Annotated in this window: 22 protein-coding genes; 2 read left to right on the top strand and 20 right to left on the bottom strand. The window is 33.1% G+C overall.

Features of this window, described 5'->3' with window-relative positions:
• Nucleotides 1-45: 45 nt before the first annotated feature.
• From BXU01_RS14890 to BXU01_RS14870, 5 genes are all read right to left on the bottom strand, one after another.
• On the bottom strand, nt 46-894 hold the full coding sequence (locus BXU01_RS14890; RefSeq protein WP_083693936.1) for an MlaD family protein: 849 nt from the start codon (nt 892-894) through the stop codon (nt 46-48).
• 25 nt (nt 895-919) lie between these two features.
• Nucleotides 920-1,699, bottom strand: coding sequence for an ABC transporter ATP-binding protein (locus BXU01_RS14885; RefSeq protein WP_083693935.1), 780 nt, complete (start codon nt 1,697-1,699; stop codon nt 920-922).
• A gap of 1 nt (nt 1,700) precedes the next feature.
• Entirely contained in the window at nt 1,701-2,459 is a 759-nt protein-coding gene (locus tag BXU01_RS14880) for an ABC transporter permease (RefSeq protein ID WP_083693934.1), read from the bottom strand.
• A 264-nt stretch (nt 2,460-2,723) separates the two neighbouring features.
• Nucleotides 2,724-5,000 (bottom strand): glycosyltransferase, encoded by a 2,277-nt coding sequence (locus BXU01_RS14875; protein ID WP_083693933.1) that lies wholly within the window; start codon nt 4,998-5,000, stop codon nt 2,724-2,726.
• Entirely contained in the window at nt 4,981-6,057 is a 1,077-nt protein-coding gene (locus BXU01_RS14870; RefSeq protein ID WP_083693932.1) for a pesticidal protein Cry7Aa, read from the bottom strand. Before BXU01_RS14870 ends, BXU01_RS14875 begins: the two co-directional genes overlap by 20 nt.
• A 271-nt stretch (nt 6,058-6,328) precedes the next feature.
• Between BXU01_RS14870 and BXU01_RS14865 the strand changes: the two genes are divergently transcribed.
• Nucleotides 6,329-6,490, top strand: coding sequence for a DUF1328 family protein (locus BXU01_RS14865; protein ID WP_082421183.1), 162 nt, complete (start codon nt 6,329-6,331; stop codon nt 6,488-6,490).
• Nucleotides 6,491-6,626: 136 nt separating this feature from the next.
• On the opposite strand, the gene BXU01_RS14860 is transcribed toward BXU01_RS14865, so the two are convergent.
• The 14 genes from BXU01_RS14860 to BXU01_RS14785 form a co-directional block, all read right to left on the bottom strand.
• Nucleotides 6,627-7,091 (bottom strand): DUF1440 domain-containing protein, encoded by a 465-nt coding sequence (locus BXU01_RS14860; RefSeq protein WP_083693931.1) that lies wholly within the window; start codon nt 7,089-7,091, stop codon nt 6,627-6,629.
• A gap of 25 nt (nt 7,092-7,116) precedes the next feature.
• Nucleotides 7,117-7,626, bottom strand: a complete 510-nt coding sequence (locus BXU01_RS14855) for a DinB family protein (RefSeq protein ID WP_083693930.1) — start codon at nt 7,624-7,626, stop codon at nt 7,117-7,119.
• A 24-nt stretch (nt 7,627-7,650) separates the two neighbouring features.
• A complete protein-coding gene (locus BXU01_RS14850) occupies nt 7,651-8,028 on the bottom strand; it encodes a VOC family protein (RefSeq protein ID WP_083693929.1) in 378 nt (125 codons plus the stop codon).
• A 304-nt stretch (nt 8,029-8,332) separates the two neighbouring features.
• A complete protein-coding gene (locus BXU01_RS14840) occupies nt 8,333-8,713 on the bottom strand; it encodes a DoxX family protein (RefSeq protein WP_083693927.1) in 381 nt (126 codons plus the stop codon).
• A 456-nt stretch (nt 8,714-9,169) separates the two neighbouring features.
• Entirely contained in the window at nt 9,170-9,907 is a 738-nt protein-coding gene (locus BXU01_RS14830; RefSeq protein WP_083693926.1) for a GNAT family N-acetyltransferase, read from the bottom strand.
• A 63-nt stretch (nt 9,908-9,970) separates the two neighbouring features.
• Nucleotides 9,971-10,576: a Crp/Fnr family transcriptional regulator gene (locus BXU01_RS14825; protein ID WP_083693925.1), complete on the bottom strand. Its 606-nt coding sequence runs from the start codon at nt 10,574-10,576 to the stop codon at nt 9,971-9,973.
• A gap of 142 nt (nt 10,577-10,718) precedes the next feature.
• Nucleotides 10,719-11,180, bottom strand: coding sequence for a hypothetical protein (locus tag BXU01_RS14820; RefSeq protein ID WP_083693983.1), 462 nt, complete (start codon nt 11,178-11,180; stop codon nt 10,719-10,721).
• Between the two features lie 392 nt (nt 11,181-11,572).
• Nucleotides 11,573-12,991 (bottom strand): TolC family protein, encoded by a 1,419-nt coding sequence (locus tag BXU01_RS14815; protein ID WP_083693924.1) that lies wholly within the window; start codon nt 12,989-12,991, stop codon nt 11,573-11,575.
• Nucleotides 12,992-13,121: 130 nt separating this feature from the next.
• Nucleotides 13,122-16,283: an efflux RND transporter permease subunit gene (locus tag BXU01_RS14810; RefSeq protein ID WP_083693923.1), complete on the bottom strand. Its 3,162-nt coding sequence runs from the start codon at nt 16,281-16,283 to the stop codon at nt 13,122-13,124.
• An 11-nt stretch (nt 16,284-16,294) separates the two neighbouring features.
• Nucleotides 16,295-17,518, bottom strand: coding sequence for an efflux RND transporter periplasmic adaptor subunit (locus BXU01_RS14805; RefSeq protein WP_083693922.1), 1,224 nt, complete (start codon nt 17,516-17,518; stop codon nt 16,295-16,297).
• Nucleotides 17,519-17,763: 245 nt separating this feature from the next.
• The gene (locus BXU01_RS14800; protein ID WP_056254071.1) at nt 17,764-18,357 is read right to left on the bottom strand and encodes a TetR/AcrR family transcriptional regulator; all 594 of its coding nucleotides are present in this window, start codon (nt 18,355-18,357) and stop codon (nt 17,764-17,766) included.
• A 333-nt stretch (nt 18,358-18,690) separates the two neighbouring features.
• On the bottom strand, nt 18,691-18,990 hold the full coding sequence (locus tag BXU01_RS14795; protein WP_083693921.1) for a type II toxin-antitoxin system RelE/ParE family toxin: 300 nt from the start codon (nt 18,988-18,990) through the stop codon (nt 18,691-18,693).
• Entirely contained in the window at nt 18,980-19,207 is a 228-nt protein-coding gene (locus BXU01_RS14790; protein WP_083693920.1) for a DUF2683 family protein, read from the bottom strand. Before BXU01_RS14790 ends, BXU01_RS14795 begins: the two co-directional genes overlap by 11 nt.
• Before the next feature lie 56 nt (nt 19,208-19,263).
• Nucleotides 19,264-20,193: a ketopantoate reductase family protein gene (locus BXU01_RS14785; protein ID WP_083693919.1), complete on the bottom strand. Its 930-nt coding sequence runs from the start codon at nt 20,191-20,193 to the stop codon at nt 19,264-19,266.
• A gap of 100 nt (nt 20,194-20,293) precedes the next feature.
• Between BXU01_RS14785 and BXU01_RS14780 the strand changes: the two genes are divergently transcribed.
• The gene (locus BXU01_RS14780; protein WP_083693918.1) at nt 20,294-21,130 is read left to right on the top strand and encodes an AraC family transcriptional regulator; all 837 of its coding nucleotides are present in this window, start codon (nt 20,294-20,296) and stop codon (nt 21,128-21,130) included.
• A 171-nt stretch (nt 21,131-21,301) separates the two neighbouring features.
• Here the strand turns inward: BXU01_RS14780 and BXU01_RS14775 are convergent, their stop codons facing one another.
• Nucleotides 21,302-21,754: a GNAT family N-acetyltransferase gene (locus BXU01_RS14775; RefSeq protein ID WP_083693917.1), complete on the bottom strand. Its 453-nt coding sequence runs from the start codon at nt 21,752-21,754 to the stop codon at nt 21,302-21,304.
• Nucleotides 21,755-21,932 lie beyond the last annotated feature (178 nt).

The following is a 21,932-nucleotide window of genomic DNA, read 5'->3' as shown; positions in this document are numbered from 1 at the left end:
GTATTTCTATGTGTTTATAATAATTTGTTACGTATTTTCCTTTTATTATTTTCCTTTTTCAGCTTTTTTAGCATCTTCTGCTTTTTGCTTTTCCAGTTTTTCTTTTTCTTCTTTGGCTTTGTCTGCTTTTTCTTTATCAGCTTTAGCCTTTTCTTCTTTAGCTTTTTCCGCTTTTTCCTGCTGTTCTTCTTTTTGCTCTTTTAATTCTTCTTTTTTCTTTTCTTTTTCTTTCTCTTTTTTCTTGAAGTATCCTTTAAGTAAAAAATTACTTTTTGCAGCTTCCATATTTTCACTGAAACCTTTTGTACCGGATTCTAAGTTAGAAAGTGTGTTAGAAACGCTGTTTGCCATTTTATCATCACGTACTAATCGTGCCAATGCACCATTTCCGTTATTCATACTATGGCTAAAAATCGCAAGTTCATCGGTTATTACGGCAGCATTATCGACACTTTTCTTCACGCTTTTCATTAAATCCTGCATTTCTATTCCGTTTACAGACGCAATTGCACCACCGTTTTCGATTACTTTTGTAGATTTTACACCCGGAGAAATAGTTAATACTTTGTCGCCCATTAAACCATCAGAACCAATACTTGCACGCGCATCTGTTTTAATAAATTCACGAACTTCATCTTTTATGACCATTCTTACTACGACAGAAGAATCATTTATTAATTGAATTTCTTCAACTGTACCGATATTAATTCCTGAAAAACGAACATTATTTCCCACCTCCAGACCGCTCACGGTTTTAAACTGCGATGTGATGTTGAATGTTGAACCAAAAAGATTTTTTTGTTTCCCAATAAAATAGATTGCCATAATAAAAAGCAATAAGCCTATTGTTACAAACATCCCTAATTTCCAAGTATATCCAGATTGCTTATCCATGATTTCTAATTATTTATTTTTAGTATTATTGAAAAAAAGAACGAACCCATTCGTCTTCGTCTTTTTCTAGTTCTTCATATGTTCCTTCTGCGTGTATTACTCCGTCTTTTAAAACCATAATTCTGTCAGCTGTAAGTTTTGCACAAGCCATATCATGTGTAATAATGATCGAAGTCGTTTTGCGTTTATGTTTGATATCGAGAATTAATTCGCTTATTTCTCTTGATGTTATCGTGTCTAATCCCGTAGTAGGCTCGTCGTATAAAATAATTTCCGGTTTTAGGATTAAAGTTCTGGCTAAGCCAATTCGTTTTTGCATCCCTCCGGATAATTCAGATGGCATTTTATCAATTGCATCACTCAACCCTACATTATCCAGGGCTTCCATCACTTCACTTTCTACTTCTTCAGGTGTCAGGTCTCTTTTATGTTTTTTTAATGTAAAAGCCAGATTTTCCCTAACTGACATAGAATCGTATAAAGCACCACTTTGAAACAAGAACCCAATTCGTACCCTGATTACATTCAGTTCTGTTTTACTTAAGTTTAAAACATTTTCATCAAAGACTTTTATTTCGCCTTTATCCGGTTCTATTAAACCTACAATACATTTTATGGTAACAGACTTTCCTGATCCTGAACGTCCCAGGATTACTAAATCTTCTCCTTTGTTTACGGTAAGGCTAACACCTTGCAGGACTTTGTTATCCTTGCCAAAAGTTTTATGCAAGTCTTTGATCACAATTATAGGATCTTGCTTTTTAGACTTTTTTACGGATTCTGTATTTTCTTTTTCCTTAATCATCTTAAAAAAATAAATCGGTTATTTGAACAGCGACCATATCAATAATAAAAATGGTTAGAGAAGCAGTAACAACAGCTGAATTCGCTGCTTTACCAACACTTTCGGTTCCATTAGAAGCATTAAAACCTTTATAACATCCAATCATTCCGATAAAAAATCCAAAGAAAAATGTTTTGACAGTTGCCGGAATAATATCTAAAAATTCAAGTGATTGCAGGATTTGAGTCAGATAACGGTAAAAGTTTACGTCACCATGAATATTAATACCAACATATCCGCCAATAATACCAACTGCATCTGCAAAAAATACTAATATAGGTACCATTAAAGTACAGGCTAAAATTCTGGTTACTACAAGATAGTTATAAGGATTAATGGCTGAAACTTCCATGGCATCAATTTGTTCCGTTACTTTCATAGAACCCAATTCAGCACCAATTCCTGAAGAAATTTTTCCTGCACAGATTAGCGCGGTAATTACCGGTGCAATTTCTCTAATTAGTGAGAGTGCTACCATTCCGGGTAACCAGGATTCCGCACCAAATTTTACTAAAGTTGGTCTTGACTGAAGTGTAAGTACCAGACCCATAATAAAACCGGTTATTGCAACAAGCGGCAGTGATTTATAGCCAATAACATAACATTGTTTCAAAAACTCTTTCGTTTCGTAAGGAGGTACAAAAACTTCCTTAAAAAACTGCTTTGCAAACACGGTTGCATTTCCTATTTCTGTAAATGTATTTTTTAGAGTAAGTATCAAAATACTATAGTTTTAAGTTAAATCTAATGCATCAAAACCAACTGTTTAGAAGGTTGTATACCCCTTGATTATTATAGATTAAAATTACTTTATAAGTACAGAAAAAATCTTACACAACTTTTTTTCATCTTTATATAATTAACATAATTAAACACAATAATTATAATAAAGCCACGTTATGCCCGAATTGTTAAAAAACAAAAAATCCCTTTAGAAAAGGGATTTTTAGGGTTCAATAGCATATTTAGTCAGTGTAATTACTCTTTATAAGTTGATTGCAATTCCGGATTTAGGTTTAATTAACGGAATCACTTTTATTTCGGATATTTTAAGGTTTTCCATCAATAATCTGGCAGTTAAGAAACATACAGTCGATTCAGCACCCTGGTTTAGATTTACGTTGTCTTTTTCAAGTCCGTCGTAACCACCGCCGCTAATTGGGTTATACATAATCTGACCTAAATGATTTTTACCTAAAAACCAGTTAAAGGCTATCTTCATTTTTTGTTTGTACTCAGGTGTACCAAAGGCACTATAAAAAGAGTTTAATGTATGAATCGTATAGGCAACATCTATGGGTTGTTCTCCGTATTCATGAACTTGCTCTTCTGAATCTCTGTGAAGCCATCCGTTATTAGAAATTACTTTAAAGTTTTTATCTTTAAACATTTTAGACATTAAAAAGTCAAGAGAGTCTAAAGCTACTTTTTTATAAATAGGTTTGTTTGTCGTTAAATAAGCAAAAAGCATAGATTCCGGTAAAATTCCGTTTCCGTAAGTCATGTAATTTTCGAACCATTTCCAATCCTTAGAAGCGTGAATTTCATAATTAGAAAGCAATTTAGCGTTGAGTTTATTGATAATTGCCGCTACGTATAAGTTAGGAACTGCAGTGTGGTATAAATACAAACCTTTTGTTGCGAAACCAATAGAACGTGGCGATTGAATACTTTCTGCCCATTTTAGAGAGTTCAATAAACATTTAGAAGCTTTTTTAGTAATCGCTTCCGGCAAAATATTTGCGTTTGCAACCACAGTTCCCAAAGCCCAGATTGCTCTTGCATTAGAATCTTCCAGATTTACTTCGGCATTTTGTTCTACATGCTCGCGGTTTTCCTGATCGACATAATTGATAAAATCTCCTTTAGGCTGCTGGCAACGTAAAATAAAATCTAAATAAATTAAAATGTAGGCTAAATCATCTTTGTCCTGAGTTAATTTATAATGCATACAAACCGCAATCAAAGCGCGTGCATTATCATCTAATGTATAACCTGATTCTAAATCAGGAACTGAGATTTTACTAAACTGAATAATACCTAAGTCAGTTGTCATTCTCTTAATATGTGACAATTGAATAGAAGGATAACTGAATTTTATTTCAGATGGATTGTCAATCAATTGTTTATAGGTATTCATGTGCGTAATAGCTGCATTTTCCCAAGAGGAAGAGCGCATTTTTCTAAAGGCATTAATTCCCATTTCTTCTCTTAGGTTATCATCTGAAAGTAATTTAATGGCAGCTTCAGAGAATTGATCTACATTTCCAATATCAACTAATATTCCTGAATCCGGTGTTAAAACCTCTAAAGTATGTGGGATTTTTGAAGCAACAATAGGGCAGGCACAACTCATTGCATAAGAAAAAGTGCCGCTCACTGCCTGATTTGGATCTTTTGATGTGAATAAATAAACATCTGTTGCTTTCAAATAATCTAAAAGTTCATTCGTATCCAGATATTCATTTATAAAACGTACATGATTTTGCAGGTTTAAATCATTTACCATTCCTTCCAGTTTATCACGATAAGCATCAACGCCGTCAATGATTAAATTTGGATGTGTTTTGCCAATGATTAAATAAAGTGCGTTTGGCGTATTTTCGATGATTTTTGGTAAAGCCTGTAAACCGGTTTCTATGTTTTTTCCTTCTCCTAAAAGACCAAAAGTTGATAATACTTTTCTATCCTGGATATTGAATTTTTCTTTTGCTTGTTGTGGTGCTTCATAAATTACAATGTGAGTTCCGTGAGCTACACAAGTAATTATTTCGTCTTTGATATCATAATCTCTCATCAAAATTTCTTTTGACTGATTGGTCATTACAAAAACCGAATTGCTATAAGAAAGCAATAATTTTACGAATGTTTTTAACTCGTTGTTCGGATTTGGAATCACGCTATGAAAAGTGTAGGTAACGGGTTTTTTAATTACATTTAAAAAATCTAATAAATAGTCTCCATAGTTACCTCCAAATAAACCAAATTCATGTTGAATATGTACTAGTTTTACTGATTCATCGTTATTTATTTCCTCGGCAACAAGCGTATATTGTTCTTTTTCTTTTGTGTTCAAGGTATAAGCCTGTGTTGGATTTGCCTTAGGTTTGTCTACCAATTCGCAAATCTGACAAGTTATGGATTTACCAAAAACATCTGTAATTCCTTTTATGGTATCCTGCGTATATGTTGCTATCCCGCATTGTGTTGGAGGAAATGTAGATAGAAAAACTATTTTTGATTTATTTGAGATCGTTTTCATTTGGATTCTGTTTTAATTCGGTTAATAAGGCGTTAAGGTTCAATGAGGCTACCGCAATTTTGTCATCGGCAGCGCCGTAATAAATATATAATCGGTCTTTAAATATGGCAGTTCCCGTGGGGAAAACTACGTAGTTTACATAACCGTGTCGTTCGTAATATTCTGATGGTGTAATAATTGGTTTTGGCAATCGGGCTAAAACCTTTTGTGGATTTTCGAGATCCAGTAAAACTGCCGAAGCGTGATAAACAAGTCCTTTCTCTCTTTTTTCTGCTGAATGGTAAATTAGTAACCAGCCATCAGGTGTTTCTATAGGAGGCGCGCCCGGACCAATGTGACTTGTTTCATGATCATATTTAGGTTCCATCACAATATAATCAGGCAAATTTTTCAGGTATTCTTTCCAAAAATCTTCTGTTAATTCCGATTTTTTTTCGAAAGTAACAATCTGTATCGATGGAAATAAACGATGTAAGGCTACAAATTTTCCATTTATTTTTTTTGGAAAAAGCACTACATTTTTATCCCACACAAATAAGTTGTCTTTTAACGTTTCGCTCAACGGATAATTTCTTTCTACATTAAAAGCGAGAATTTTTGCAATACCCGGATTTTGCAGATGTTTTCTAATCAGGTTCGTAAATTCATGTAATATGAATTTAGGAGTAATGATTCCTTTCTTTTTAAATTTTTTAAGATCTTTTGATGTTGCTAATGCACCACAAGCATTCATGCCATCATAAGTTACATAAGTCATATAAAACAAATCGTCTATTTTTGTAATCCTTGGATCTTCGACACCATGAATTTCATAAATATATTCAGGGATAAATACAGGACTGGTACTTCTTTCAACTAAAGTATCAGGACCTTCGAAACGGCAATAACCAATAGTTGAAAAATTTCCTTTCTTAGCTGCTCTGTAAAACATATGTACATTGTTTCCATCTTGATAAACGGCAGGATTTAATACTCCTAATTCCTCAAAACTTCTTTCTGTTTTCTCTAAAATTACACCATGTTTAGTAGCTAATTCAAGATTTGTAGCTATCTCCATATTCTATCTCTAAAATTTTTTCTAAAATTACTTTATGGATATAGCCATAATTAATCCAATCGATCAAAAAATTAACTCAAAAGGATTTGTGTGGGAATTCTGTAACAGAAATGAGGGAATTATAAAAGTAAGTCAAAAAATTGATTTATAGTTGATTGCGATAAAAAAAAGATGTTTAGAGTTAAAATTTTTCTTATTAAATAATGAACTTTGAGTAACAAACAAATCAGACTTGTAAAAAGTCATTTATATAAATTAAAAATTCAAGATCATGTTAAGATGGACAGTCACATTTATAATTCTTGCTATAGTAGCCGGAATTTTTGGTTTTGGCGGAATTGCTGCCGGAGCAGCAGGTATTGCAAAAGTTTTATTCTTTATATTTTTGGTATTATTCGTAATTTCATTAATTACCGGAAGAACAAAAGTGTAGTAAGTAACTATACTATAAGTAGTACACAGTCTCAGTTTTCAGTTTACAGTAAAATCCGTAAACTGAAAACTGAGATTTTTTTTGTAAAGAGATTTCGACCGCTACTGCGACTGAAAACTGGGATTGCGACTAGATACTAACGAAAAGAATAATATTTTCTGGTTATCGACGCAATTGGAAGTCCAATACAGAACATCAAAATTAATATCGATAATAATAAGGGAAAATCGAAATGTTTTTCAGGTAAAAGCGGAAATACAATTGGCAGTACAATAAGGTTCATTACAATCCAGACAAATATTCCGTAGAGAAATCCTGAGATTATGGCGTTCTTTTTAAGAAATGGGAGATACGGATAAATAATAAAGTAAAACCAAGCAAAAGTAAAAGCAATGATATAATGAAGCCCAAGTCCGTACCACGCCATTTGTGATCCTCCTGTATAGGCATCTTTTTTGAAAATACCGCTTGCAATAGATTTAAGAATTTTAATTGCTGTTGTTTTTTCAAGTAGTACAGCATAAACTATTACGGCTGCAAGAATATCAAGTGTTCCTGCTATTAAACCTGATAAAAATATAGTTCCGGATTTTGATTTCATGTATATAAATTTTAATGTTTGTAATTTATAAAGTCGTTATGTAATGGTTAATTTTATGCAGTTGATTCGTGTGCCTTTGAGTATGTACAAGTGCAAAATTAATCCATTCACAAACAGTGAAATTTTCAAAACCCGGCACATTAAAATCCAGACAGGTTAAGGTTAAGTCGAAATTTTCTGATGCATTCAAGAGATCAGATTCTATTTTAAGGAGAGATAAAGTCAGTGAATTTTTAGTATAATTCTTAATTTCGGGTTTCAGGAAATCAGGTGCATCCATTTTAGTATTGAAATTGAGAAAAATAGCTTCAAGTTCTTTTATATGTTCGTCATATTTTCGAATTGTTTTTTTAGTATTTCCACTGAACAATTCAGGATAACCGGAGTTTCCCAATATAATATGTTGTACAACCTGACCGGGAGTCCAGCTTCCTTTAAACGGAACTGTATTTAATTCTTCTTCAGAAAAAGAAGAGATGATTTCATTTAGTTCTTTAAACGTTTCAACAATATTTTTTTGAAGTTCAGCTTTCATTTTGTTGATTTTTTGAAATTGAAATTAGGAACTGACAGAGGTTATCCACCAAACATTACCATATGGATCCGTTACACCACAGGTTCTGCCGTAATCCTGATCGCTTAATCCCATGAGATTTGTTGCACCATTATCTAATGCTTTTTTATAAGTTTCGTCTGCATTGGGAACATAAACAAATAGATTGGCAGTTTGTCTTGTCCAGTCTTTTGTTTCGTCAGTTACCATAATAGTGCTTCCGTTCAGGATAATTTCGGCATGCATAATAGTTCCGTCTGCACGCAAAACTTGCTGGTTAGAATCTTTAGAATCGAATACTTTTTTTGTAAATTCTATAAATTGCCCTGCATCTTTTAAAATTAAATAAGGCATTATAGTCTGATGTCCTTCTGGTAAATTCATTTTCTGTTGGTTTAATAATTAGCACGATAAATTTACAATTTTAAATTTAATAATTTAAAAATCAGGTAATTGTGTTTTTTTTTATAAAAGTACTTCGCAATGAAAGCCATGAGCATTAAGAAGCTCAATAATTATTTTGTTTGATATTGACATACTATGAATTCGCAAAATTTTATCACAGTCTTCCAAATCAAAATTAATGGAACTGTTTGGAAAATGCTCAAGAAGTTTTTCTATAATCATTTTTGATTGTTGTACTTCCTGAACATTTGTTTTAAAAACTTCGATCATCGTTTCTAAAAATTTATAAAGCGATATTTTTATATCGTTCTATTTTGTGATAATAATGATATGAAATGGCCAGGATTACCAAAAAGATCAGCGGAAAAAAGGATTGAAAATTAGCTCCGTCAACTGCAAGATGACTTATACAGGCAAATATAAAATCAAAACCAAACCCCGCATAAGCCCATTCTTTTACATTTTTAGGAATCTGTGGAATTACCAATATCAATACGCCCAAAATTTTAAAAACGACTAAAGCGTTACCAAAATATTCAGGATATCCCAAATGCTTGATTCCTTCTTTTGCCATCTCACTCTGTGAAGTTAAGGCCGGCATAACACCTTCGAATAAAAAAATAATAATTGTAGTAATCCAAAAAATAATTTTTGCTTTTTTCATAGGTTTGTTTTTTAAATGGTTATTAGTTAATGTATTACAAACTTACAAATGTTATTTTTTGTATGGAATAGTTATTTGCGACTATTTTAAGGTCATTTAGGACAAAGTGAGAATAGAGAAAAGAGAATAGAGAAAAGAGAATAGAGTAAAGATGAAAGAAGAAAGATGAAAGAGAATAGAGTAAAGAGTAAAGAGTAAAGAGTAAAGAGTAAAGAGTAAAGAGTAAAGAGAAGACAATATAGTTTTTTTAATGGAGTTTGTCGTACAGTTTGTCATCCTGAGGAACGAATGATCACACTAGAAGCTTCATAATCTGAATCTAATCTTTGTAGAATCCCGCGTGAGATCCTTCGTTCCTCAGGATGACAAAATTGCGATTAGTTATTATAAGTAAGATAAAAAATCCGTTTTTATCCGCGCTTTCGCAAAGCGAATCCGTATCATCCGCGTGCCATTTTACTCCGTTTTCAGAATATAATTTTTAATAACAAACAAATCCTCAAAACCTAATCGGGTGTAGATGTCTTTTCCCATTGCTGAGGCTTGCAATAATGCATATTCAGCTTTTAAATCTATAGAAAGATTAAGGGCGAATTTCATGATTTCTTCGGCAAAACCTTTTCTGCGCATTTCGGGGATAACACCAACGCCGTGAATTCCGATATTGTTTTTGGTTTGAAAAAGCATAAAAGTTCCTATTGGCTGATCTTCCTGAAAAACCAGATAAAAATGAACATTATTATGATTGTGAATCAGGATTTCTTTACTGATTACGTAACCAAAAGCATTTGGATATAAATCAGACCATCTTTTTGCATCTTGTTCCGTATCAATTTTCTTAAAGCTAAGATTATTTTGAAGCGTAAATTTTTGATCTAATTTTAGAGCCATTGCGACTTGTTCGGTTTTTATTTCAAAACCATAAGCCTCAAGTATTTCATAAGATTTTGTTTCAAAAATATCCCAATACGGTAAAACCAAACCTAAATTTAATTTCATGGTTTTTATAATATCCGGAAGCTGTTTCTTGGTAATATCTTTGTGTAACCACAGTTTATTAGGCCAGCCGGAATTCTCGATTTTACAATATTCGAAATGGTCGTTTTTATGATAGGAGAGAAAAGGGGTTCCCACAGTTTGCCACAATCCGGTAAGGTTATTAATATTGTCTTCGATTAGGTTTAGATTTTTCATTTTGATGCAATTGAGAGACAAAGATAACTTTAGGTTTTATGAGAAACCTCTACATATGTTGATTTACAAATCTTTTTCGAGCGTTTTTCTGATTCGGCTTAATTGCGTTGGAGTGATTCCTAAATGTGAGGCGATATGAAGTAATGCAATTCTCTCAGAAATATCAGGATGTTTTGATAAGAGCTCAAGATATCTTTCGGTTGCATTTTCCATAACGATTGAGATTTCTCTTTGCTCTTTTTCTATTACCCATTTTTTTTCCAAATATGCAATGTAGAAATTTTTTAAATCATCATTATGAAAAATCAGTTCTCTGTATTTTTTGTAATTAATATTGATTAGTATAGAATCTTCGAGTGCTTCAACGGCAAAATCAGAAGGACTTTTTTGTATTAAAGAAGCGGTTGAACCAGCAAGATCTCCTTCAAGAAATATATTTTTGTTATAAGTATTACCTACATTATCCGTTATAAATGCTCTTAAAGCCCCTTTGCCAATAAAGTAAATTTGTTTTGCAATTTGTCCGTTTCTTAAAAGTAATTCACCTTTTTTTACTACTTGAAATTCTGTTATATTTTCTATTAATTCCCAGGTTCGTTGAGAAAGAGGAGCATAGCTGTTTAGTTTTGTTTTTAAATCCTGGAGATATTTACTTTGTTCAGCTACCATTTTTTTGAATAATTATATAGCATCAAAAGTATTTAATTATGATGGAATTGCTGTAAAAAAACCGCTAAAAACTTAAAAGTTAATAGCGGTTGAATTTAATGCAGACTATATTTTATTATAATTTTCTATTTCATTTTAGGATTTAATCAGCAGAATGATAAATACTTTTCTTGATTGTATTTTTTATTATTTCGAGCGTCACTTTCGTTACACCGCCTTCATAATTCATAGTAAGAGCAACTTTATCTTTAGTAATTTCATAATCAATTGAGATTAGTCCATTTTTATTTACTTCAACAGATTTATTTTCGCTTGGAATCGTACTTAAATAAAACTCAGTTTCTTCTACTTCTTTATTTTTTATAATATTTTCATAAGCTTTCTCAAGATCTGTACTTTGTATTATACATTCTCTTCCTGCTCCCATTTCTACTTCGATATCCTTACAATCTTCTTTATCTTTTTTCTCTTCTGTTGTTTCTTTTTTTACAACAGAAACTGTAGGTACTGGTTTTTTTATTGATTTTACTTCCTCATCAGGATTATTTTTTTTACAGCTTGTAAACAATAAAGCTAAAAGAGCGATGCATGCGATTTTTTTCATGGGTTTGATTTTAATTATGGAAATGGTATTTTTCGTTCGTAAAAGTAATTTGATCAAAAATAAAAAAATAAACTGAAATATTGGGATTGCGTAATAAATGTATGCAGATGACACGGATTCGCTATCGCAAAAACGCGGATTTTGGCGGATTTTTTATTCTCAATCTTGTGAAGGATCACACAAGAAATGCCGCAAACTAAATCGCCAATCTTTGTAGAGTTCCGTGTGTGATGATTCGTTCCTCAGGATGACAAAAAAGGAGAGTAAAAAAAGAAAAAATCCGCTTAAATCCGTGTCATCTGCGTGCCATTCTCAACTGCATAAAAAAACGCCATGAAACTAAAGTCTCACAGCGTTTTCATCTCAAAAAAAATAATTAACGGGTACGGGTATTATTTCCAACCACCGCCCAATGCACGATACAAATCGGTATTGGCAGATAATTGTTCTCTTTTTATGTTAGCCAGTTCCAGCTCACTTTGCAATAAATTTGCTTGTGCAGATAAAACTTCAAGATATTCAGCCATACCATTTTTGAATAACAAATTGGCATTTTTAATGGCTTGCTGCAATGTTTTTACTCTTTCTTTAAGAAAAGATTCTTGCTGTTGCAGTTTTTCTACTTTTACTAAAGCGTCAGATACTTCGCTAACGGCTACAAGAACTGATTGTCTGAAGCTTATAACTGCTTTTTCTCTTTCGGCAACTGCAATGTTATATTGAGTTCGTACTTTTTTGTTGTTTAGTAAAGGCTGTGTTAAACCTCCGGCAACGGTACCAAATAGAGAAGCAGGAATGTTGAACCAACTACTTGTTTCGAACGAGTTTACTCCGCCTTGTGCGGTAATTTTAAGCGACGGATACAAATCTGCTTTTGTGATTCCAACATTTGCGTTGGCTACTTTAAGGGCTAATTCAGCACTTTTTACGTCAGGTCTGCGGCTTACTAATGAAGACGGAATTCCGATTGCATTATTATTTTTAACTTCAAGAGCACTTAAACGTGTGGTTCTTGTTTTAGAATTCGGGAATGATCCTGTTAGTACGCTTAAAGCATTTTCCTGAATTGCAATGTTTTGTTCTAATTGCGGAATTAATTGTGCCGAAACTAATTTTTGTGCTTCAGATTGTTGAATCGCTAATGTAGTAACCTGACCTGCATCGTACTTTAATTTAATGATGTTGGTTGTACTATCATTTAATTTAAAGTTTTGTTTGGCGATTTCTAATTGCGCATCTAACATTAAAAGGTTGTAATATCCTTTAGAAACATTGGCTACAATAGTAGTTTGCAATGCTTTTTTTACTTCTTCAGACTGAAGGTAACCTGCATAAGCTCCTTTTTTCTGATTTCTGATTTTCCCCCAGATGTCGGCTTCCCAAGAAAGTGTTGCTCCGGCAGAATAATCATCGATATGATTTTGGCCTAAAGCCTGACCTAAATTTTTTCCGGTAAAGCTATTATCAGACGGGTTGCTTGTGCTTGCGTTTACAAATAAATTTGCCTGAGGAACATTTCCCCATTTAGATTGTGTAAACCTGTATTGCGCAATTTCGATATTTTTAGTAGCAATCTGTAAGTCATTATTTCTGGCTACAGCGCTATCGATGAGCTCAATAATATCTTTTTCTGTAAAGAAATTTTTCCACTCCACATCAGCAATACTCGTGGTATCTTTTGAAACCGATGCACTTCTGAAATTTTCAGGAAATGCATCTTTTGGAGTTTCAATATCCTTCGAAACTTTACAGGATATTATAGTCGTGATCAAAATGGCGATCATCACGATTTTGGTTATATAATTTTTCATTTTATAGATTGTCATTAAATTTCTGTACAAGTATCTTTTCTGGTTTCCAGATCTCTTGAGATTTTATAGGATATGTATCCAATGCCAATGATGATGGCTACGAGGAATGTCGTTATATAATTTTCCATTTTTATTTTTCTTCGTTATGAATTACGGCTACTGGTTTTCCAGAAACCTTTTCTTGTAAATGTTGGAAGATGATGAATAAAACCGGGATAATAAATAATCCTAGTATTACTCCTGATATCATACCTCCGGCGGCACCAATACTAATAGAGTGGTTACCTTGTGCTGATGGTCCTTTTGCGCTCATCATTGGTATCAATCCCACAACAAATGCTAATGATGTCATGATAATTGGTCGCAGACGTAGTTTTGCAGCATCGATTGACGCTTTTACTAATGCCTGACCTGATTTTCGTTTTTGTACGGCAAACTCCACAATCAATATGGCATTTTTAGCGAGCAGACCTATAAGCATTACCAGTGCAACTTGTACATAAATGTTGTTTTCGATTCCAGTTAATCCAATGGCAACAAATACTCCAAATATACCTGCAGGGATTGATAAGATTACAGCCAATGGCAATATGTAACTCTCGTACTGTGCAGCAAGTAAGAAATAGATGAATATCAAACACAGTAAGAAAATCGTTGCTGACTGACCTCCAGAAGATATCTCTTCACGAGTTTGTCCTGAAAATTCAAAACCATAACCCGCAGGTAATTGTTGTGCTGCCACTTCCTGAATTGCTTTAATGGCATCTCCGGAACTAAATCCTGGTTTTGGGATTGCATTGATCGAAATCGAATTAAATAAATTGTATCTCGAAGCCGTTTCTGAGCCATAAATACGGGTTAGTTTTACTAAAGTATTTATTGGCACCATTTCGCCAGTTTTATTTTTCACGAAAACTCGGTCAATTGATGATGGATCAGCTCTGTCAGCGATATCTGCCTGAACTACAACTCGGTAATATTTACCAAATCTGTTAAAGTCAGAAGCTTGCGCACTACCAAAATAGGTTTGCATGGTTTGTAAAATGTCTTTTACTTTTACGCCTAACTGATCTGCTTTTTCATCATTAATATCCAATTGCAATTGAGGATAATCGGCTTTGAAAGAGGTAAAGGCTACGGCAATTTCAGGACGTTTCATCAATTCTCCGATGAAGTTTTGAGAAATTCCGCTAAACTTATCCAATTTTCCTCCGGTTTTATCCTGAAGTACTAAATCTAAAGCCTCAACGTTACTAAACCCGGGAACGGTTGGAAAACTAAATACGAAGAAACTTCCGCCTGAAATCGCTCCAAGTTTACCACGAACCTGATTCATGATTTCGTCAATATTTTTAACATCTCCACGATCTTCATTTGGTTTAAGCAATACGAAAACAACTGCTGAAGATGGACTTGTAGAATTCGTCAATAAGTTGAAACCTGAAATCGCTGTTACAAATCGGGAAGCATCTAAACCTCTTAATGTGTTTTCAGCTTCGGTCATTACTTTTTGAGTTCCGTCAAGTGATGTCCCAGAAGGTGTATTTACTGCAATGGCAATAAATCCTTGATCTTCTGTAGGGATAAATCCTGCAGGAGTAGTTTTTACCATTACGATAGTAGCTACAGTAATTAAAGCTAAACCTCCTAAACTTAACCATTTTCTACGGATTAAAAATTTTAAACCTCCAACATAACGGTTGGTAAGGGAATCAAAACTTTTGTTGAATCCGTTAAAGAATTTTTCTTTAAATCCTTTTTTCTGATACGTTGCATCACCATGTGCTCCGTGATTGTCTTTTAAGAATAATGCAGCAAGTGCAGGACTTAAAGTTAAAGCGTTTACAGCCGAAATTACAATTGCAATTGCCATCGTAAAGGCAAACTGACGATAGAAAACTCCTGTTGAGCCTTCCATAAAACCAACCGGCAGGAATACAGCAGCCATTACCAGCGTAATCGAGATAATAGCACCCGTTATTTCGTGCATTGCTTCATGAGTGGCTACTTTTGGAGACAAATGTTTGTGCTCCATTTTAGCATGCACGGCTTCGACGACCACAATGGCATCATCGACCACAATACCAATCGCCAGAATTAATGCGAAAAGCGTAAGAAGGTTGATCGAAAATCCGAATAACTGCATGAAGAAGAACGTTCCTAAAATTGCTACAGGTACAGCAATAGCCGGGATTAATGTTGATCTAAAATCCTGAAGGAATATAAATACTACAATGAATACTAATATAAATGCTTCAAGTAAAGTATGCTGAACTTGCTCAATAGACTGATCTAAGGCAACTTTTGTACTATAGAAAATGTTATGTTTTATTCCTGTTGGGAAATCTTTTGAGGCTTTTACCATCAATTTGTTGATCGCAACCTGAATATCATTCGAGTTAGAACCTGCTAACTGGATAATACCAATTACAACTCCTTTTTTACCATTTAAACGTGTTAAACTGTTATAAGAGTAAGCACCAAGTTCGACTCTGGCTACATCTTTGAGGCGAAGTACTGAACCGTCAGTATTAGAACGTATAGCAATATTTTCATATTCTTCTGGTTTGGTTAATTTTCCTTTGTATTTAATTACATATTCAAAAACTTCTTTACTTCTTTCTCCAAATTTCCCCGGAGCAGCTTCCAAACTTTTATCCTGAATTGCGCTCATGATTTCGTTTGGAGTCACTTTGTAAGTTGACATTTGTGTTGGATTTAACCAAACACGCATGGAGTAATCTTTTACACCTCCAAATATACTGGCAGAACCAACTCCGGGAATACGTTTAATCTCCGGAATAATATTGATTTGAGCATAATTGGCAACAAAAGTCTGATCGTATTTTGACTCATCATCGGTATACATACCAATTGCCATGATAAAACTGTTTTGTTGTTTTGCAGTGGTTACACCTTGTTGTACAACTTCAGCAGGCAATTGACTTGTTGCCTGAGCAACTCTGTTTTGTACGTTTACCGCAGCCTGATCTGCATTTGTTCCTAATTTAAAGAAAACTGTAATAGCAAGAGATCCGTCATTACTGGCTGTAGAACTCATGTAAGTCATGTTCTCAACACCATTTATAGATTCTTCTAATGATGGCGCAACAGAACGTAAAACCGTTTCGGCGTTCGCTCCCGGATAAACTGCCGTTACCAAAACCGATGGCGGCGCAATATCAGGAAACTGTTGTAAGGGCAACTTCGTAAGACCAAGTATACCTAATATTACCAATAAAATGGAAATAACGGTTGCGAGTACAGGTCTTTGTATAAATATTTTGAACATTTTCGTAAAAATTATTTTTTATTAATTATTTGGGCAACTTTTGAAGGAGTTGATTTTTCAGGTTGAATTACTTGTCCGTCCTGAAGTTTATCGATACCGCTTAATACAATTTGGTCGCCAGATTTTACACCGTCTTTGATTAAGTAGTTTGTACCGCTTTTACCAATAACTGTAATAGGCATTTTAGCTACTTTATTTTCTTTATTTACGGTGAAAACAAATACTTTATCCTGCATTTCTACAGTAGCCGATTGAGGAACCAAAAGTGCATCATCATGTTGAAGGCCTAAACGAATTTTTCCTGTATTTCCTGAACGTAAAGTCCCGCCAGTATTGGGGAAAGTCGCTCTTAAAGTAATTGCACCGGTAGTTTTATCAAACTGACCATCTACCATATCAATTTTTCCGGTCTGAGGATAAGCGTTGTTATCTGCTAAGATCAAAGTAACCGGAGGTAATTTTTTTAGTTTATCACCTAAACTGTTTCCGGCATATTGTGCTTTAAAGTTGATGAAATCTGTTTCGCCTAAAGAGAAATAAGCAAACACTTCATGCACATCAGATAAGTTTGTCAATGGCTCAATATCGCTTGCAGAAACTAAACTTCCTTGTTTTTTAGGTAATCTTCCTATGTAACCACTCACTGGAGCTGTAACATTAGTATATCCTAAATTAATTTTGGCAGATCCCACCATTGCTTTTGCTTGTTCGATATTTGCAGCAGCAATTTTTTGTGAAGCTTTAGCTGTTTTTAACTGATAATCAGAAACCACCTTGTTTTGTACTAGGGGCGTTAATTTGTCAATTTCTAACTGAGCGTTTATCAAAGCAGCTTCGGCAGCATGAAGATTTGCCAATGCATTGTTTAATTGCTCACGAAAAGGGCGTTCGTTTATTTTAAATAAAGTCTGACCTTTACTTACATAAGCACCTTCGTCTACAAAAACTCTCTCCAGGTTTCCGCTTACTTGCGGGCGAATCTCAACATCTACAGTTCCTTGTATAGAAGCTGGATATTCAGCATCTGTAGTCGTGTTTTCGCTTGTGATCGCTAAAACTGGTAATAAGGGTGGAGCCGGAGCTGCAGGAGCCTGTGACTTATCTGCACAACTGCTTAGCACTAGTGCCAGAATAAAACTGGTTATAATTACATTTTTCATTTTAGTATTGGTTTTAATTTGTTGGACATTCTTGTTGTTTAGAAATTGTGGTATTCTGGCATTCTCAAAATTCATATTTAATTATATTAAATTATCTAACGTTGTTAAGTAAATTGGTACAGAAATCCATATAATGATGCCTTCCAATTCTATTTCATAATTGGTATTAAATTATTTATCACTGTTAAGTAAAGTAGAAAAAAAAGCTTCTGTATTACTGTATTAAATTTTCTAACAGTGTTAAGTAAAGTAGTAAAAAAATAGTTGCTAAATTACTTCATTAAATCATTTACCACTGTTAAGTTAAAATGAAATTTTTTTTATTGTATTGATTTTATAATTCCTCCAATCGCATCTTTTAAGATTTGATTGTTAATAGTTTCCATTATTTCACTTTTGTTAATGATATTTATGGCGATCAAACCATGAATAACAGAGAAAAATGTAAAATATTTTTGCTTGATTACTTCATCAGTAGGATTGCTTTTTTGCATGATCTCAGCAATTACTGAAGTAAATAATTTATAAGGTCTTTCCTGAGCTGAACATTGTTGTGAGCAGCAATTCATTTGTACACCAAACATTACCTGATACATTTCAGTATCTGTAAATGCAAAATCCCAATACGCCATCCACATGGCTTCTAATTGTTCTTCCGGTTTTTCAAATTTATCACGGGCTTCCTGTAGTTCTTTTGCTAACTTAATAAAGCCTTTTCCAGTTAATTCATTTAAAATTGCTTCTTTATTCGAAAAGTATTCATAAATAATTGGAGCAGTATATTCAATCTTGTCAGCAATTTTTCTCATACTCAGACCTTGCCATCCCTCTTCTTTGACGATAGCATAAGCAGCTTCAAGAATATTAGTTCTTGTCTCTTCTTTTTGTCTTAAAATTCGATCTTTACTTGCCATTTTTAATGAGTATTAAATTGTTTAACACCGTTAGGCAAATGTATGGCGGTTTTTCTGATTATGAAATAAATTTGTCATAATATTTTCTTATTGTTGTATAGACAAGTATTAAAAATCGTTTGAAACCTTTAATTATAAGGACTTTTTTAATTTTAAACTTTTTTAGAAGCAGATATTTTTTGTGTTTTTAAGACCATTTGTCCCGCTCTGCACTATATCTTTTATGTTGTCCCGAGGCTTCGGGACCACCATAAAAGGATGCCGTTTCGATCGTGGCTAGTCGGGAAGTTGTCTTTTTTATGAGATTTTGGTTTTGAACCTAATTTATCTTTTTTATTTTGTGGGATACTTTTCAGGATTTTGAGAAGTATGAAAAATTGCATTTAGAAAAACAGTTTTCGATAATTCATCAACAATAAAAAAAGCTACATATGGAAATTTTTTAAAAGGTAAAAAACGATAATTATTATCGTGAAATTGATAGAATGGATTTACTTGTAAAGCTTTGAAAATACTTTTATAGTCATTAAGAAAGTCCAAAGCTACTTTTTTAGTTGCTTTTAAGATATAATATTCAACAGCTTCTTCAATGTTTTTTAATGCAATTGGAGAAACGATAATCTTATAATTCATATTTCTTTTTTAAATCGGTATATATTGATTCAGCATCTGTATATAAACTTTTGTCTGAATTAATTTGACTATCTAAAATTTCCTGTTGTTCAGTAGATAATTCATATGGTTTTACATTCGCTATTTCAAACTTTATCTTTAGCGCTTTCATAAAAGCTTTTACAGCTTCTATTTGAGAAGCATCTTCGGTATATGCTGTGATGTTAATTGCTTGCATGATGTTAGTTTACTAAAGTTGATGAACAAAGTTAAGATAAAAGTCTTATTTTCATGTTAAGAAACCCCATAAAGAGTATTTATTTTTTCATTCACACCATTATAATATGGGGTTTCAATTCCATATTGATTAGCATTTTCAATCACATAATCCACCAAAAATTGTTTTTCGGTTTGATTATGATTTTCAAAATCCAATTGTAAAGATGATTTAGATTCAAACGGAAATTTAGTCAACAAGTCTTTAGCTGTTTCAATATCCTCATTTGTCAAAATGATATTGTTTTTGCTGGCAAGTGATTGAATTTCTAGCATCATATTTTCAAGAATGTGCATTAGGTTTTGATCTTCGAGAAGTTGACCAAAAGTAACTTTATAAGCAGAAGTTATGGCAGCAACTGGCGCAACAAACAAGTATTTCTTCCATAATATTTCGTTGATATGGGCAACATAAGTTATGTCTAAACCTCCGGCAGTTAATAAATCAATTAAGGTTTTGTTTTCTGTTCCGCCAACGAAAATTTTTCCAGGTCCGCCAATGTGTTGGATATATCCGGGTTTCTTTACATTCGAAGCTACATAAATGCAGCCTTCCATAATCTGACCCACTTCTGGTAACGTTTGTCGTATTATTTCTTTGGCATTTACCACATTTTGCAAAGTGATTATGATTGTTTGATCGTTTATACAATCTTTATAAGTAGATAAAATACTGTTTATAGAATAGGATTTACAGGTAAGGATTAATACATCCAGAATTCCAATTTCTGTTGGGTTATCTGATACCAGATCCGGAAATATAGTTTCTGCGGTGCCTTTAGATTCAAATAATAAACCTTCGCTTTGAATCGCTTTTTTGGTTTCACCTCTGCAAATGAATATAATTTTAGTATCACTATTTTTATATTTTTTAGCCAATGGAGCACCAACAAATCCGCCGATTCCACCAAGTCCAAGAATTCCTATTTTTATTGTCTCTGAGTTCATATTGTAGTATTTTGAGTTCTAATTTCTCCTGCAAAGTAAATAGGTTCCCGATCATTAATTGATGTAAAAATATAGGTTATATTTGTAAAAATTAAGGATTATGAAAGACACCTTTTTTATATACAAAGATTTTGAAATTTATTCTGTCGAAGAACTTACCTGGAAGAAAGAAGTTCACAGGCATAATTTTTTCGAGTTGTTATATATTGAATACGGAACCGGAAATCATATCTTAAATTCGATTCCTCACCATTATAAGCAAAATGATATTTATTTGCTTACGCCAAAAGATTATCATTCTTTTAAGACACTTGAACCAACGAAGTTTCATTGCCTGCGTTTTCTGCCTAATTTTTTTTCGAACAAAAAAGAGATCGAAGAAATCGAGAAGTTGTTTTATTACCACAATCAGACCAATGGAAATTTGATTTTTCTTGAAGACGATAAGGCTTTCTGCGAAGTACTTATTTTAAAAATATTGGAAGAAGTCGATAAGCAAAAAGGACAAAACGAAATTATAATCAAAAGTTTAATGATGTCGCTTATTAAGATTATTCGAAGAAATGCCAGTATAGAGGATAGTAATTTAAATATTCAGACAACTGAGGTTTTGAAGATTGATACTATTTTAAGTTACATAAGGTCAAATATTGCTAACCCGCATTTGTTAAAGAAAAAAGAAATGGCGAATCATTTTAATGTTTCTATCCATTATATAGGAGAGTATTTTAAAAACAATTTAAATATTACGCTGAGAGATTATATCGAGCAGACGAAACTGAAAGTGATTACCGAAAAACTGACCAAAAGCAATTTGACTTTTTCAGAGATTAGTAATGATTTGGGGTTTATTGATAGTAGTCATTTTAATAAATTCATGATGCGAAGTACCGGAAATTCTCCATCCCAATTTAAAAAAGCATTGCGTATTTCATAATAAAACTATGCGCCTATTAAACTGGACTGAAGTCCAGCTCTACAATATAGGACGAGCCTTTGGCTCTTATTTACAAGCATAAACACATAAATCGTAAAATTCCGAAGGAATGATAAATATTGTAGGGCTGGACTTTAGTCCAGATTTATGATCAAATGATGTTTTTAATGTTTATTTTATAAAATCCATTTCGACATGTTCAATTCCGGCATCCAGAAAATAATTATCAGTTTGTCTGAATCCGTTTTTGATATAAAACTGACTGGCATTTACCTGAGCGTAGAGATAGACTTTTTCTTCGTTTTTTAGATCGTCTAATATTTTCAATAAAATTGCTTCGCCAATTCGTTTTCCTCTAAAGGAATTTAAAACAGCAATTCTTTCAATTTTTGCACCTTTTTCCATTTTACGGTATCGCGCCGCTCCGGCTGGTTCACCGTTTACTATTGCAACATAATGTATTGCATCTTCATCATCCATCGATTCGCGTTCCGGCGATACATTCTGCTCTTCTACAAACACTTGTTTTCTAATTGCAAATGCGATTTCAATTTGGCTATGATCTATTACTTTTTCTACTTTAATAATATTCTTTATATCGTTTAGACTGCTATTATTGTTCATTTTCGGCGTTTGATTTATTTGGTTTTAGGCAAAAATAATTTGCACGCAAATATATGTAGTTAACTACGTATATTCAAAACAAAATTCAAAATTTAAGTTTTATTTATAGAGGACACGTCATCTTTTACGATTATTATAATTTTAAACAGCAATTGTATTTTTTTTGTATTATTACAAA

Source organism: [Flexibacter] sp. ATCC 35103, from assembly GCF_001975985.1.
GTDB lineage: Bacteria > Bacteroidota > Bacteroidia > Flavobacteriales > Flavobacteriaceae > Flavobacterium.
Note: the sequence above shows the minus strand (reverse complement) of the source record. Positions and strands in the feature narration are given on the sequence as shown.